This is a genomic window from Stenotrophomonas maltophilia, from assembly GCF_025642255.1.
Classification (GTDB): domain Bacteria; phylum Pseudomonadota; class Gammaproteobacteria; order Xanthomonadales; family Xanthomonadaceae; genus Stenotrophomonas; species Stenotrophomonas maltophilia_P.
Window position 1 is genome coordinate 1,412,054 of record NZ_CP106759.1, and the last position, 13,479, is coordinate 1,425,532.

At 68.2% G+C, this 13,479-nt stretch carries 11 protein-coding genes and 2 tRNA genes; all 13 read left to right on the forward strand.

Annotated elements, in window-relative coordinates:
* The 13 genes from N8888_RS06525 to N8888_RS06585 all read left to right on the forward strand — a co-directional run bounded on the left by N8888_RS06525 (position 1) and on the right by N8888_RS06585 (position 13,341).
* Positions 1-1,344, forward strand: a complete 1,344-nt coding sequence (locus N8888_RS06525; protein WP_053519968.1) for a sensor histidine kinase — start codon at positions 1-3, stop codon at positions 1,342-1,344.
* 59 nt (positions 1,345-1,403) lie between these two features.
* On the forward strand, positions 1,404-3,803 hold the full coding sequence (locus N8888_RS06530) for a DNA internalization-related competence protein ComEC/Rec2 (RefSeq protein ID WP_263177896.1): 2,400 nt from the start codon (positions 1,404-1,406) through the stop codon (positions 3,801-3,803).
* A 3-nt stretch (positions 3,804-3,806) separates the two neighbouring features.
* On the forward strand, positions 3,807-4,475 hold the full coding sequence (locus N8888_RS06535) for a MotA/TolQ/ExbB proton channel family protein (protein ID WP_053519966.1): 669 nt from the start codon (positions 3,807-3,809) through the stop codon (positions 4,473-4,475).
* Between the two features lie 3 nt (positions 4,476-4,478).
* Positions 4,479-4,901 carry an ExbD/TolR family protein gene (locus N8888_RS06540; protein ID WP_065181236.1) on the forward strand — a complete coding sequence of 141 codons (423 nt, stop codon included), beginning with the start codon at positions 4,479-4,481 and terminating at the stop codon, positions 4,899-4,901.
* Positions 4,898-6,646 carry a lipid A export permease/ATP-binding protein MsbA gene (msbA, locus tag N8888_RS06545; RefSeq protein ID WP_053519964.1) on the forward strand — a complete coding sequence of 583 codons (1,749 nt, stop codon included), beginning with the start codon at positions 4,898-4,900 and terminating at the stop codon, positions 6,644-6,646. The genes N8888_RS06540 and msbA overlap by 4 nt, the downstream gene beginning before the upstream one ends.
* On the forward strand, positions 6,646-7,665 hold the full coding sequence (gene lpxK, locus N8888_RS06550; RefSeq protein WP_262101176.1) for a tetraacyldisaccharide 4'-kinase: 1,020 nt from the start codon (positions 6,646-6,648) through the stop codon (positions 7,663-7,665). The genes msbA and lpxK overlap by 1 nt, the downstream gene beginning before the upstream one ends.
* A gap of 75 nt (positions 7,666-7,740) precedes the next feature.
* Entirely contained in the window at positions 7,741-8,514 is a 774-nt protein-coding gene (kdsB, locus tag N8888_RS06555; protein WP_263177897.1) for a 3-deoxy-manno-octulosonate cytidylyltransferase, read from the forward strand.
* Positions 8,511-8,999 carry a low molecular weight protein-tyrosine-phosphatase gene (locus N8888_RS06560; RefSeq protein WP_065175871.1) on the forward strand — a complete coding sequence of 163 codons (489 nt, stop codon included), beginning with the start codon at positions 8,511-8,513 and terminating at the stop codon, positions 8,997-8,999. The genes kdsB and N8888_RS06560 overlap by 4 nt, the downstream gene beginning before the upstream one ends.
* Positions 8,996-10,408 (forward strand): hypothetical protein, encoded by a 1,413-nt coding sequence (locus N8888_RS06565; protein ID WP_253119602.1) that lies wholly within the window; start codon positions 8,996-8,998, stop codon positions 10,406-10,408. The genes N8888_RS06560 and N8888_RS06565 overlap by 4 nt, the downstream gene beginning before the upstream one ends.
* Positions 10,405-12,249: an excinuclease ABC subunit UvrC gene (gene uvrC, locus N8888_RS06570; RefSeq protein ID WP_053519959.1), complete on the forward strand. Its 1,845-nt coding sequence runs from the start codon at positions 10,405-10,407 to the stop codon at positions 12,247-12,249. The genes N8888_RS06565 and uvrC overlap by 4 nt, the downstream gene beginning before the upstream one ends.
* An 18-nt stretch (positions 12,250-12,267) precedes the next feature.
* Positions 12,268-12,897, forward strand: coding sequence for a CDP-diacylglycerol--glycerol-3-phosphate 3-phosphatidyltransferase (pgsA, locus tag N8888_RS06575; protein ID WP_053519958.1), 630 nt, complete (start codon positions 12,268-12,270; stop codon positions 12,895-12,897).
* A gap of 113 nt (positions 12,898-13,010) precedes the next feature.
* Positions 13,011-13,086 (forward strand) — tRNA-Gly (locus N8888_RS06580).
* A gap of 179 nt (positions 13,087-13,265) precedes the next feature.
* A tRNA-Gly gene (locus tag N8888_RS06585) sits at positions 13,266-13,341 on the forward strand.
* Positions 13,342-13,479 lie beyond the last annotated feature (138 nt).

The window sequence follows — 13,479 nt, forward strand, 5'->3', positions numbered from 1 at the left end:
ATGGCGCGACCGATCCGATCGATCACCCTCGGCCTGGCCTGGCGGTTGTTTCTGGCGCAGGCGTTCACCGTGCTGTTCGCCGTGGTCGCACTGATCCTCACCTGGGGTGACAAGGATTCCTGGGGCATGGACATGTTCACCGCCGAGGCGGTGGCCAAGGCCGTGCACAGCCAGGATGGGGGCCTGGCGCTGGACGAGGCACGCTGGCAGAAGCTGGATGCGCGCGCCGGTGGCAACCTCTGGTTCGCCGCCGTCGATGACCGGGGAGCCTGGCTCGAGCGTGGCAAGGTACCGGCGATCCATGCGCCGCTGCTGGCGCGGCTGCCGACGCTGGGTGCCACCGAACTGGGTTCACTGGTGCCGCCCTATCTGGACGTGGCGCGGGTGATGATCCGCAACGAGGACGGGCGGCGCATCACGGTGATGGTGGGGGGCGCACCGAAGGGCGGCCTGCTGGATGGCGCGCTGATGGTGCTGCGCCTGATTGGCCTGTGGTTCTTCCTGCCGCTGATCGTGGTCACCCTGCTGGTGATGCCGACCGTGATCCACCGCGCGATGCGAGGTGTCCGACGCTCCGCGCAGCAGGCCAAGGAACTGGACATCGGCCAGCCGGGCGCGCGGCTGGACGCGCAGCTGGTCTCGACCGAGGTAGCACCGCTGGTGGAGGCGTTCAACGATGCCATCGACAAGGTGCAGCAGGGCTATGCGGCGCGTGACAAGTTTCTTGCTGATGCCGCGCATGAGCTGCGCGTGCCGATTGCCGTGGTGCAGGCGCGCCTGTCGCAGCTGCCGCAGGGCGAGTTGAAATCGCAGTTGCTGACCGACATTGCTCGCCTGGGCAACGTGGCCGAGCACCTGCTGGATCTGCAGCGGCTGGATCGCAACACCAGTGCGATGCAACGGTTGGATCTGGCCCTGGTGGTGCGCGAAGCGGCGGCCGAACTGGCTCCGCTGGTGGTGGGCGCCGGCTATGGTTTCGAGGTGGACGCACCGGAGACACCGGTGTGGATCCACGGCGACAGCCTGGCGCTGGGGCGGGTCATCGCCAATCTGGTGCACAACGCCATCGTCCATGGCGGGGGGCGTGGCACGATCTGCGTACGTCTTGACCGGACCGGTCTGCTGGAAGTCAGCGACCAGGGCGCGGGCGTGCCGGTCGGCGACCGCGAGGCGATCTTCGAGCCCTTCCATCGACTCCGTGCGGCGGGCAGTGGCAGCGGGTTGGGCCTGCACCTGGTCAAGGAGATCGTCCAGCATCACGGTGGCTCGGTCAGTGTGGGTGAAGCCGTCGGCGGCGGCGCCAGCTTCCGGGTCAATTTCCATCGCGGCAGCGTGCGGCGCTGACCGCTGCGCGGGTCGTTGCCTGATAGGAGGACAGGGGCAGCACGCGGCAGGCTGATGCGATGGCCGCCGATACTCCGTTGCCCGCTCCCATTGGCGGGGTCTGCACTGCCGCGTTCGTCAGCGGCGCCCTGGCGTGCGTGCTGCTGCCCGCGTTGCCACCGCTCTGGAGCTGCGCGCTGGCGAGCACCGTGGCCGGCCTGGGGTGGGCGCTGCCGTGGCGCGGCCGCGCGGTTGCCGCGCTGCTGTTCGGCGCAGCGTGGGCGGCCCTGCATGGTCAATGGACGCTGCAGCAGCAACTGCCGCCGGCCATGCCGGTCCGCGATGCCGTGGTCAGCGGGCGCGTCGTCGATCTGCCGGTAACGGCGGGCGGCCATACCCGTTTCGTCCTGCAGGTCGGCGATGCACCGGGGCATCCCGCACTGGCGGGCAAGCGCCTGCAGATCACCTGGAGCGATCCATGGCCCGGAACCCGCACGCGCGTTGAGGGTGGGGGCCGTCATCAGGTCCGTGCGGGGGCGCAGTGGCGGTTGCCGTTGCGGCTGCGGGCGCCACGCTCGCGGATCAATCCTGGCGGCTTCGACGCCGAACGTCATGCCGTGCTGGCCGGCATTGCCGGTCACGGCACGGTGCGTGCAGCGGGCAGTGCGCGTGAACTGCAGGCGCCGGAGGGGCTGCTGGCCTGGCGCGAGCGCAGCAGCGATGCGATTGCAATGCAGGTTCCCAGCCCCGCATCGCGCTTCATCCGCGCGCTCGCGCTGGGCGATACCCGATGGCTGTCCGACACCGATTGGAATCAGTTGCGTGCGCTGGGGCTGACCCACCTGATCGCCATCTCGGGCTTCCACGTGGGCCTGGTGGGTGGCTGCGCGGCACTGCTGTGCAGCGCAGTGTGGTGGCTGTTGCCGTCGCTGGCCCGTCATTGGCCGCGTCCGCAGGCCGCTGCGTGTGCCGCCGCGCTGGCAGCGGCCGGCTATGCCCTGGTGGCCGGCGCGGAACTGCCGACCGTACGCACGGCGTTGATGATCGGGCTGATTGCCCTGGCACGCGGGGGGCGGCGACCTCCCGACGTGGTCCAGGCCGTGTCACTGGCGGCCCTGGTGCTGCTGTTGCCAGCACCACTGTCCGTGCTGTCGGCCGGCTTCTGGCTCAGCTTCGGTGGCGTGCTCTGGCTGCTGTGGTGCCTGCCGACGGCAAGCGCCGACAGTGTGGGGAGCCGCCTGCAGGCCTTCTTCGCGGCCCAGGGGGTGGCCAGTCTCGGCCTCCTGCCGCTGTGCGTGGCCCTGTTCGGAGGCGCCGCGCGCCTGGGGCCTCTGGTCAATCTGCCCGTCATCCCGTGGTGGAGCCTGCTGGTGGTGCCACTGGCACTGCTTGGCACCGCTCTGGATGCCCTGTACAGCGGGGCGGGACGATGGCCCTGGCGCGCAGCGTCCTGGCTGTTCGACCTCAGCTGGCAGGCCCTGCAGCCGCTGGCAGACCACCCGCAGGCGATGTGGTGGCTGGCCGAGGCTCCGGCGTGGACCGTGCCAGCGGCCTTGGCGGGCCTGTTCTGGTGGTTGCTGCCGCGCGGGGCCGGCGGCGTGCTGGCCGGCGCGCTGCTGTGCCTGCCGCTGTCATGGCCGTCACGTGACATACCGGCTGCCGGGGAGGTGCAGCTGCTGGTGCATGATGTCGGGCAGGGCACGGCGGTGCTGGTGCGCACGGCACGGCATGCATTGTGGTACGACGTCGGCCCTGCGATCGGTGGCGATGGCGATGAACGGGTCCTGCTGCCGGCCGTACGTGCGCTGGGTCAGGTGCCGCCCGGTCGCGTGGTGCTCAGTCATGACCATCTGGATCACACCGGCGCACTGCCGCGGCTGCGCCGGCAGCTGCCGCACCTGGAGCTGCTGGCACCCCCAGGCAGCAGCCTCGACGGTGCCGGCAGCTGCCATCGCGGCGTTCGCTGGCGGTGGGACGGGGTGGGCTTCGAGGTGCTGCATCCCGGGCCCGACGTGCCGACGGCCGGCAACGAGGACAGCTGCGTGCTGCGCATCGCCAGCGCACATGGCGTGATCCTGCTGGCCGGCGACATCGGCGCGGCGACCGAACGGCGCCTGGTGGAGCGGGCGCCCGGCGAGCTGCGCGCGGACGTGGTCCTGGTTCCGCATCATGGCAGCGGGGGCAGTTCGGATCCGGCCTGGGTGGCAGCGGTGGCCCCCCGGCTGGCCGTGGTCTCGGCCGGGCACCAGAACCGTTTTGGCCACCCGAAACGTGACGTGGTGCAGCGCTGGCGCGCCGTGGGCGCCGAAGTGCTGGCTACGGCCGAATCCGGCGCGATCCGCATATGGCTTGGCGCACAAGGCCTGCAGCTGCGTGAACAGCGCATCCACGCGGCCCGGTGGTGGGATGCCGCTGGGCGGGCGCGGTCGGCTGCTATCCTATCGCCGATCGAACAGGCGGCCGCTGGGCCGGAGGGTTGAAACGTGTGGGAACTGGTCAAGGCCGGTGGCTGGCCGATGGTGCCGCTGCTGCTGTTGGGCGTACTGGCTTTGGCAATCGTCCTGGAGCGCTTCTGGTCCCTGCGGCGCGCTGAAGTGCTGCCACCGGGGCTGGGCCAGGAAGTGCGCAACTGGGCTGCGCGCGGCAAGCTCGACCCTGCCCATCTGCAGACGCTGCGTGCCAACTCGCCACTGGGAGCGCTGCTGGCCGCCGCGCTGGAAGCACGCAATCGTCCGCGCGACCAGATCCGCGAGCGTATCGAGGACACCGGCCGCCACCTGGTACACCGCATGGAGCGGTTCCTCAACGCGCTCGGCACCATTGCCTCGGCCGGCCCGCTGCTGGGCCTGCTCGGCACGGTGATCGGCATGATCCAGATGTTCCTGGGCATCCTCGACCACGGCGTGGGCGATGTGAACCAGTTGGCCGGTGGCATCGGCAAGGCCCTGGTCTGCACGGCTACCGGCATGATCGTGGCGATTCCTGCGCTGATGTTCCATCGCTATTTCAAGGGCCGGATCCACGGCTACGTGGTGGAGATGGAACAGGAAGCCAGCGCGTTGCTGGATACGCTCGATGGTCGTCCCGGCGTGATGGCGCCCGCACCGGCATCGGCTGCACGTGCCGCTGCGCCCGCCCCGGCGAAGGCCTGATCGATGCGTATCGGCAACGACCGATCCCAGGATGAGCCGCATATCGATCTGGTACCGCTGATCGATGTCATCCTGGTGCTGATCATCTTCTTCGTGGTCACCACCACCTTCGATGCACGTTCGACGCTGCAGGTGCAGCTGCCCACCGCCAGCCAGCAGCACACCGACGAACCGCCGCGTTCGTTGAGCGTGCTGATCAACGCCGACGGCCGCTATTTCATCAATGACCAGGAAGTGCTGCGCAGCGATGTCGAGTCGGTCAAGCAGACCATTGCCGCTGTAGCGGGCAGTGATCGCGAACAGACCGTGCTGCTGCGTGCCGATGCGCGTACTCCCTACCAGGCCGTCGTGACCGCGCAGGATGCGCTCGGTCAGCTCGGTTTCCGCCGTATTGCAATCGCCACTGCGCCAGAGGTGCGTCCATGAGTTCCAAACACGCGCCGGTGTGGCCGATCTACAAACGCCTGCTGGGCTATACACGGGCCTATTGGGTGTTCATGGTGGCCGCGGTCATCGCGATGGTGGTCGAGGCACTGGCCGGCTATCACTTCACCAAGCTGATGGAGCCGCTGGTCAACCGGGGCTTCGTCAACCCGGAGCCGCGCATGGCGGTGATCCTGCCGCTGACCATCCTGGGCCTGTTCCTGATGCGCAGCCTGGCCACCTGGGTCAGCGACTACACGCTGGCCAAGACCGGGCGCAGCGTGGTCCGCGACCTGCGCGAGCAGGTTCTGCAGAAGTACCTGCACCTGCCGTCTTCGCACTTCGACAACGAGGCGACGCCGGTGATGGTCAGCCGCCTCAACTTCGACACCGAGCAGGTCACCCAGGCCAGCGCCGACGCACTGAAGACCGTGGTCGCCGACACCCTGACCATCATCGCCATGCTGGTGGTGATGCTGCAGATGAGCGTGAAGGTGACCCTGGCGATGCTGCTGGTGGTGCCGCTGATCGGCGGCATCGTGTCCTATGTCGGCAAGCGCTACCGCCGCATCAGCCGCGGCATCCAGGACGGCATGGGCACGATGGCGCAGACGGCGGAACAGTCGCTCGCCGCGCAGCAGGAAGTGAAGGTGCATGGCACGCAGGCGCATGAGATCGCCCGTTACTCGCGCCTGGCCAACCGCATGCTGGCGCTGAACATGAAAGTCGAAGTGACGCGTGCCGCCGCGTCCAGCGTGGTCCAGTTCCTCGCTGCGCTGGCCCTGGCAGTGATCGTCTGGGTGTCCACCCGCGAAGCACTGGCCGGCAAGCTCAATGCGGGCCAGTTCATGGGCCTGATGACCTCGATGATGGCGATCATCCCTTCGCTGCGGCGCCTGACCAGCGTGCAGACCTCGATCTCGCGTGGCGTCGCGGCGGCCGAGCGCCTGTTCGGCATCATCGACATGCCGGTCGAGCGCGACGACGGCACGCATGTCGTGCAGCGCGTACGCGGTGAACTGTCGTTCGAGCACGTGATGCTGCGTTATCGCGAAGACAGCGGCATCGCCCTGGATGACATCAGTTTCGTTGCCAGGCCCGGAACGGTCACCGCCATCGTTGGTCGTTCCGGCAGCGGCAAGACCAGCCTGATCCGGCTGGTGCCACGCTTCTACGAGCCCAATGGCGGCGTCATCCGGCTGGACGGCGTACCCCTGGATGACTATCCGCTGGCTGACCTGCGCCGGCAGGTGGCGATCGTCGGGCAGAAGGTCATGCTGTTCGACGACACCATCGCTGCCAACATCGCCTATGGCATGGATGCGACCGACGAGCAGATCCGTGCCGCGGCCGAAGCGGCCAATGCCTGGGAATTCATCGCACGCATGCCACAGCAGCTGCAGACGCCGGTGGGCGAGAACGGTGCGCTGCTGTCCGGTGGCCAGCGCCAGCGCCTGGCGATCGCCCGCGCGATCCTGCGTGATGCGCCGATCCTGATCCTGGATGAAGCCACCGCGGCGCTGGACAATGAATCCGAACGGCTGGTGCAGGACGCGCTGCAGCGACTGATGCCGGAGCGCACCACGCTGGTGATCGCCCACCGCCTGTCCACCATCGAGCACGCCGACCAGGTGCTGGTGATGGATCACGGCCGCATCGTCGAACGTGGCACCCATCATGAGCTGCTTGCCATGGGTGGCCTGTACCAGCACCTGCACAGCATGCAGTTCCGCGAAAGGCAGGACTGATGGCAGGCAAGGGTACCCAGACCCCGCCGTACTGGTATGACGGCAGTTCGGTTCCATGGCCCATGCGCCTGCTGGCCCCGCTGTATGCCGGCGTCACCGCGCTGCGGCGACGCCTGTACCAGCGCGGTTGGCGCAAGCGCCACACGTTGCCGGTGCCGGTCATCGTGGTCGGCAACATCACCGCTGGCGGCACCGGCAAGACGCCGTTGACCATCGCCCTGGTCGAGCGGCTGCGCGCGGCCGGCTGGACGCCAGGCGTGGCGAGCCGTGGTTATGGCCGCGAGAACGCCGACAAGGCGCAGTGGGTAAAGGCCGATACGCCGGTTGCAACCGGCGGCGATGAGCCGGTGCTGATTGCCTGGAAGACCGGCGTGCCGGTGCGCGTCGATCGCGATCGGGTGGCGGCGGGCCGTGCGCTGATCGAGGCCGGTTGCGATGTGATCGTCTGCGACGACGGCCTGCAGCACTACCGGCTGGCCCGTGACATCGAAATCGAAGTGGTGGATGCGCAGCGCCGCTACGGCAACGGCCGGATGATCCCGGCCGGCCCGTTGCGCGAGCCGGTCAGCCGCGCTGCCGAGTGCGATTTCCGCGTGGTCAACCTGGGCCAGACGGATGAGGACGGCGCGGCGCAGGCCTGCGGATTCGGTCAATGGCCGATGGCCCTGCATATCGACACCGCACAGCCTCTCGCGGGTGGGCGTGCGCGCCCGCTGGGCTATTTCAAGGGCCAGCGCGTGCATGCCGTGGCGGGCATCGCCCATCCACAGCGCTTCTTCGACATGCTGCGCGCGCGCGGCATCGGCGTGGTGCCGCATGCCTTCGCCGATCACCATGCCTACCAGCGGCAGGATCTGTCCTTTGGCAGCCAGCTGCCGGTGTTGATGACCGAGAAGGACGCGGTGAAGTGCCGCGCGTTCGGCAATGACTGGCATTACGCCGTGCCGTTGCGCGCTGAACTGCCTGCCGCGTTCTGGGTGGCGCTGACCGATCGCCTGGACAAGCTGCGACCGAACTGAGCGGCCGGGCGACGCTTGCAATCAGGCGCCGCTGGCCACATTCCCGTTGTAACGATCCTGCCGAGTACCGCCCGCATGACTGAATTCGTCGTTGCCATCCCCGCCCGCTATGCCGCCTCGCGGCTGCCGGGCAAGCCGCTGCGCTTGCTCGGCGGCGATCCGCTGGTGCTGCATGTGGCGCGCCGTGCGCTGCTGGCTGGCGCGCGCGAGGTATGGGTGGCCACCGACGATCAGCGGATCGCCGACGCACTGGCGGGCCTGGGCGAAGTGAAGGTGGCGATGACCGCCACATCGCATGCATCCGGCACGGATCGCCTGGCCGAGTGCGCGCGCATCGCCGGCTGGGACGACGACACCGTGGTGGTGAACCTGCAGGGCGATGAGCCGTTCGCGCCGGCGGCCGGCATCCGCGCCGTGGCCGAGGCGCTGGTCGATGGCGCGGCGCCGATGTCGACCCTGGCTACGACGGTCGAGGACGCCGAGACCTTGTTCGATCCGAACGTGGTCAAGCTGGTGCGCAATGTGCGCAACGAGGCGCTGTACTTCAGCCGCGCCCCGATCGCCTGGCACCGGGACGGTTTCGCACGCAGCCGCGAGGCCCTGCCCGAAGGCCACCAGTGGCTTCGTCACATCGGCATCTACGGTTACCGCGCCGGCTTCCTGCAGCAGGTCGCGGCGATGCCGCCGGGCCGGCTGGAGCAGATCGAAGCGCTGGAGCAGCTGCGCGTGCTGGAAGCCGGCCTCCCGATCAGCGTCGCCATCTCGCCTGAAGCGTTTCCGCCTGGCATCGACACCCCGGAGGACCTGGAGCGGGCCGAGGCGGTGCTGCGGGCCATGACCCCGCAATGAAGCTGCTGGTCGTCTGCCTGGGCAACATCTGCCGCTCGCCGATGGCCGAGGGGGCATTGCGCGCGCGCCTGGAGGCATCCCCATTGGCCGGCCGAGTGCAGGTCGATTCGGCCGGCACCGGCGACTGGCACGTGGGCGAGCCGCCGGACCGGCGGGCGATCGCCTGCGCAGCCGGCCATGGCGTTGACATCAGCGGGCTGCGTGCCCGCCAGCTGCGCGCCGATGACTTCCAGCGCTTCGACTGGATTCTCTGCGCCGATGAGGCCAACCTGCGCGATGCCGGACGGTTGGCCACCGCGCAGGAGCGCCAGCGCCTGGCCCTGTACCTGCCATGGTCAGGCGGGCAGGGCGCGGCCGCCATTCCGGATCCGTACACCGGTGGCAGCGATCATTTCGAGCAGGTCTGGACCCTGGTTGACCAAGCGGCAGAACGTGCGGTGGCACGACTGTTGCATGACGTCGACTCCGGCATAATCAGGGCATGAACGCCCAGCCTGTCCCGGACCTGCCCGAGTTCGCCACCTGGCTCAATGCCACCCCCTGCACCCTGGCGGAACTGCGCGGCCGGCCGGTCGCGCTGCTGTTCGTCAACGCTGCCTCTGCCTGGAGCGCACAACGCCTGGCCGAGTTCGGCCAATGGCTGTCGCGCCATCCGGGCAAGCTGCAGCCGCTGGTGCTGCAGGTGCCGCGCTTCGACTTCGAGCGCGACGCCGATGCCGCGTTGAAACTGCTGCGCCGCCAGGGCCTGACCGCCCCGGTACTGCTGGATGCGGATTGGGACGGCTGGCGCCGTTTCGGTGTCACCGCGTGGCCGACCCTGATCCTTCTCGACGCGCAGGGACGCGAGCGGCAGCGGCTGGTCGGGCAGGGCGCTGCCGGCGAGCTCGAGCGCGCGCTGAACGCACTGTGCGAGGGTGCACCCTCGGCCCCGCCGCGCGGTGGCAACGAGCTGCACCCCGAGCCGCGGCATGCGTTGCGCTTTCCGCTGGGCCTGGCGGTCAGCACCGAGCGCCTGTACATCGCTGACAGCGGCCATCACCGCATTCTCGAATGCAGCCATGGCGGCCGCGTGCTTCGTCAGTTCGGGCTGGGGACCGCGGATTTCATGGATGGCAATCTGGCCGAGGCCGCCTTCCACAGGCCGCAGGCACTGGTGCTCGAGCGCGACGCCCTGTACGTCGCCGACACCGGCAACCACGCCATCCGCCGGATCAACCTGTTGACCGGTCTGGTCGACACTCTGTGCGGCAATGGACGCCCGGGCGCGCCGGTGGAAGGGCCTGTCGCCCAGCCGCGGCAGGTGCCGCTGGATCATCCGGTCGGCCTCGCCATCGCCGACAACCAGCTGCATATCGCCATGGCGGGTGACAACCGGATCTGGAGCTACCACCTCGGCCAGCGCAGCCTGCAATGGCGCGCCGGCAGTGGCGCGATCGACGAGCGTGACGGCAGTGGGCATCTGGCTGCCTTCGCGCAACCCACCGCGCTTGCCGTAGTACAACAGGTCCTGTACGTGGCCGACGCGCTGGGGTCTTCGATCCGCGCGCTGCAGCTGCGTGGGGATCTGGTGCAGACGCTGCTCGGGCAGGGCACATGGCGCTTCGGTGAAGCCGACGGCCCGCGTGCCCACGCCAGCCTGCAGTTCCCGCAGGCGATTGCACTGAGTCCGGGCGCACCGCTGCTGTGGATTGCCGATACCGGCAACGGTCGCCTGCGCACGCTGCGCCTGGGCGGCGGCGAACTGACCACACAACCGCTGCCACGGCGCCTGCATGGCCCGGCCGGCCTGGCCGTGGGCGCGGGCGCGGTGTGGATCGCCGAGACCGACGCGCACGCCGTGCTGCGTTTCGACCCAGACAGTGGTGTACTCAGCGAAGTACCGATCAGCGAATGACCGACGTCCCCGTCCCGGCCTTCGACGGCAAGGCCTTCGCGGCCCAACTCAGTACCGCCCCCGGGGTGTACCGCATGTACGCCGCCGACGACACCCTGCTGTACGTCGGCAAGGCACGCGCGCTTCGCAACCGCGTGGGCAGCTATTTCAATGGCAGCCCGAAGAACGCGCGGATCATGTCGATGATCTCGCAGATCACGCGGATGGATGTGACTGTCACGCGCTCGGAGGCCGAGGCGCTGCTGCTGGAAAACCAGCTGATCAAGTCGCTGGCACCGCGTTACAACGTCTCCCTGCGTGACGACAAGACCTACCCGCACGTGCTGCTGACCCGCGAGGAATGGCCACGCATCGCCCTGCACCGGGGGCCGCGTGCGATCCCCGGCCGCTATTTCGGGCCGTATCCGGGTGTCACCGCGGTGCGCGAGACGCTGAACCTGATGCACAAGCTGTTCAAGCTGCGCAGCTGCGAGGACAGCGTGTTCCGCAACCGCTCACGGCCGTGCCTGCAGTACCAGATCGGCCGCTGCAGTGCCCCCTGCGTCGAGCTGGTACCGGCAGGCGAGTATGCCGAGTCGGTGCGCCGCGCGGCGCTGTTCCTGGAAGGCAAGAGCGATGAGCTGACCCGGGAACTGGGTGAGCAGATGCAGGCTGCCAGTGAAGCACTGGAGTTCGAGCAGGCCGCGCGCCTGCGTGATCTGATTTCGTCGCTGCGCAGCATGCAGACCCGCCAGTACGTCGATGGCCGCGCCGCCGACCTGGACGTGCTGGCCGTGGCCATGCAGGGATCGCAGGCCTGCGTGCTGCTGCTGGCATTCCGCGATGGGCGCAACCTGGGCACCCGCCCGTTCTTCCCCCGCACCAATGGCGAGGACAGCCCGCAGGAAGTGCTGGCGGCGTTCGTCTCCCAGTACTACATCGAGTTCGAGCCACCGCGCGAGATCCTGCTGGATCGCGAGATTCCGGATGCCGATCTGCTGATGGCCGCGCTGTCTGCTTCGGCCGAGCGCAAGGTGCAGCTGAAGTGGAACGTGCGCGGCGAGCGCGCCGGTTATGTAGAGCTGGCCAGCCGCAACGCGCAGCTGACGCTGGCCACCGAGCTCAACAGCCGCAACGCGCAACACGTACGCAGCGAAGCCCTGCGCGAGATGCTGGGCCTGGCCGAGCCGGTCAAGCGCGTGGAGTGCTTCGACATCAGCCACACGCTGGGTGAGGCGACCGTGGCGTCCTGCGTGGTTTTCGATGCGGCCGGTCCGGTGCGTGCCCAATATCGCCGCTACAACATCAGCGGCATCGAGCCGGGCGACGACTATGCCGCCATGCGTCAGGCCATCGACCGCCGCTTCCGCCGTGCCGTGGAAGAGCAGGGCGTACTGCCCGACGTGCTGCTGATCGACGGTGGCGCCGGCCAGCTGGCGCAGGCGCAGGCAGCGCTGGCCGACCTGGGCGTGGAGGGCGTATTGCTGGTGGGCGTGGCGAAGGGCGTGGAGCGCCGCGCCGGTCATGAGGCGCTGGTCATGCCCGACGGCCGCGAGCTGCGCCCTGGTGCCGCCAATCCCGCCCTGCAGTTCATCCAGCAGGTGCGCGACGAGGCGCACCGCTTCGCCATCACCGGTCACCGCGGCCGCCGGCAGAAGGCGCGCATGACCAGCAGGCTGGAAGACATCCCGGGCATCGGCCCGCGTCGTCGTGCCAGCCTGCTGAAGCATTTCGGTGGACTGGTCGGCCTGAAGGCGGCCGGTGAAGCGGAGATCGCCAAGGTGGAAGGCATCAATGATGCCCTCGCGGCCCGTATCTACGCTAACCTGCACGGGTTGGCCACGCCCGATGCGGCCGATTAGAGAGAGAAGCGCGCAAGCATGAAGTTGACCCTGCCCACCTGGCTGACGCTGTTGCGGATCGTGATGATCCCGGTGCTGGTGCTGGTGTTCTACCTGCCCTACACCTGGACCAACTTCGCTTCGGCGGCGATCTTCGGCTTGGCCGCGATCACCGATTGGCTCGATGGCTGGATCGCCCGCCGCTATCAGCTGGAATCCGCGTTCGGCGCCTTTCTCGACCCGGTGGCGGACAAGCTGATGGTGGCGGTGGCGCTGTTCCTGATCGTGCAGGGGCATCCGACGCCGTGGATGGCGTTCTGGGCCGCCGTCATCGTTGGCCGCGAAATCGCGGTCTCGGCATTGCGCGAATGGATGGCCGAGCTTGGCCAGCGTGCCAAGGTGCGGGTGGCGATGATCGGCAAGGTGAAGACAACCGCGCAGATGGTCGCGCTGCTGTGCCTGCTGTACTCGGTCGCGCCCAGCGTGGCGGTCGAGGACATCTGGATGGGCTGGCCCATCTTCCACATCGGTGACTGGACGCTGGCCATCGCGGCAGTGCTGACGCTGTGGTCCGGCCTGCAGTATCTGCACGCGGCCTGGCCGAGCCTGCGCGAGGACGAGCGTGCCGCACGCGAGCGCTCACGACAGAAGAAGCTGGGCAACGGTTAATCGGCGGCACACGGGATGCCCGTCAGGTTGCGAAGCGCGCTGGTTGCTGGATGCGCGCGGTTGAAAAAAGGCCTTGACGCCCCTTCCAGAATGGGTAGAATTTCGCCTCCCAAGCGGGAATAGCTCAGTTGGTAGAGCGCAACCTTGCCAAGGTTGAGGTCGCGAGTTCGAGTCTCGTTTCCCGCTCCAGATTCTGAAAGAGAGGCCTCTGGCCTCTCTTTTTTTTATGTCGTGCCGGCCCTGGATTGCCGGGCTTTCCGCTCATCCGAACCTGAACGGAAAACGGGAATCGCCGAGGAGATTTCTGTTGACGCATTGCTGCAATCTCGACACAATAGCGCTCCTTCGACGCAGGTCGAACGGAATCTGCGGGAATAGCTCAGTTGGTAGAGCGCAACCTTGCCAAGGTTGAGGTCGCGAGTTCGAGTCTCGTTTCCCGCTCCAGATTCAAGAAAGAACGCTCCCGCAAGGGGGCGTTTTTCGTTTCCGGTCAGGCCGGACCCTCCTGCCCGCCATTGCGGACCGGGCCGAATGGATATCATCCGCTGTAGTCGTCGGGGTGACGCAGGGAGCGGGGCAAGG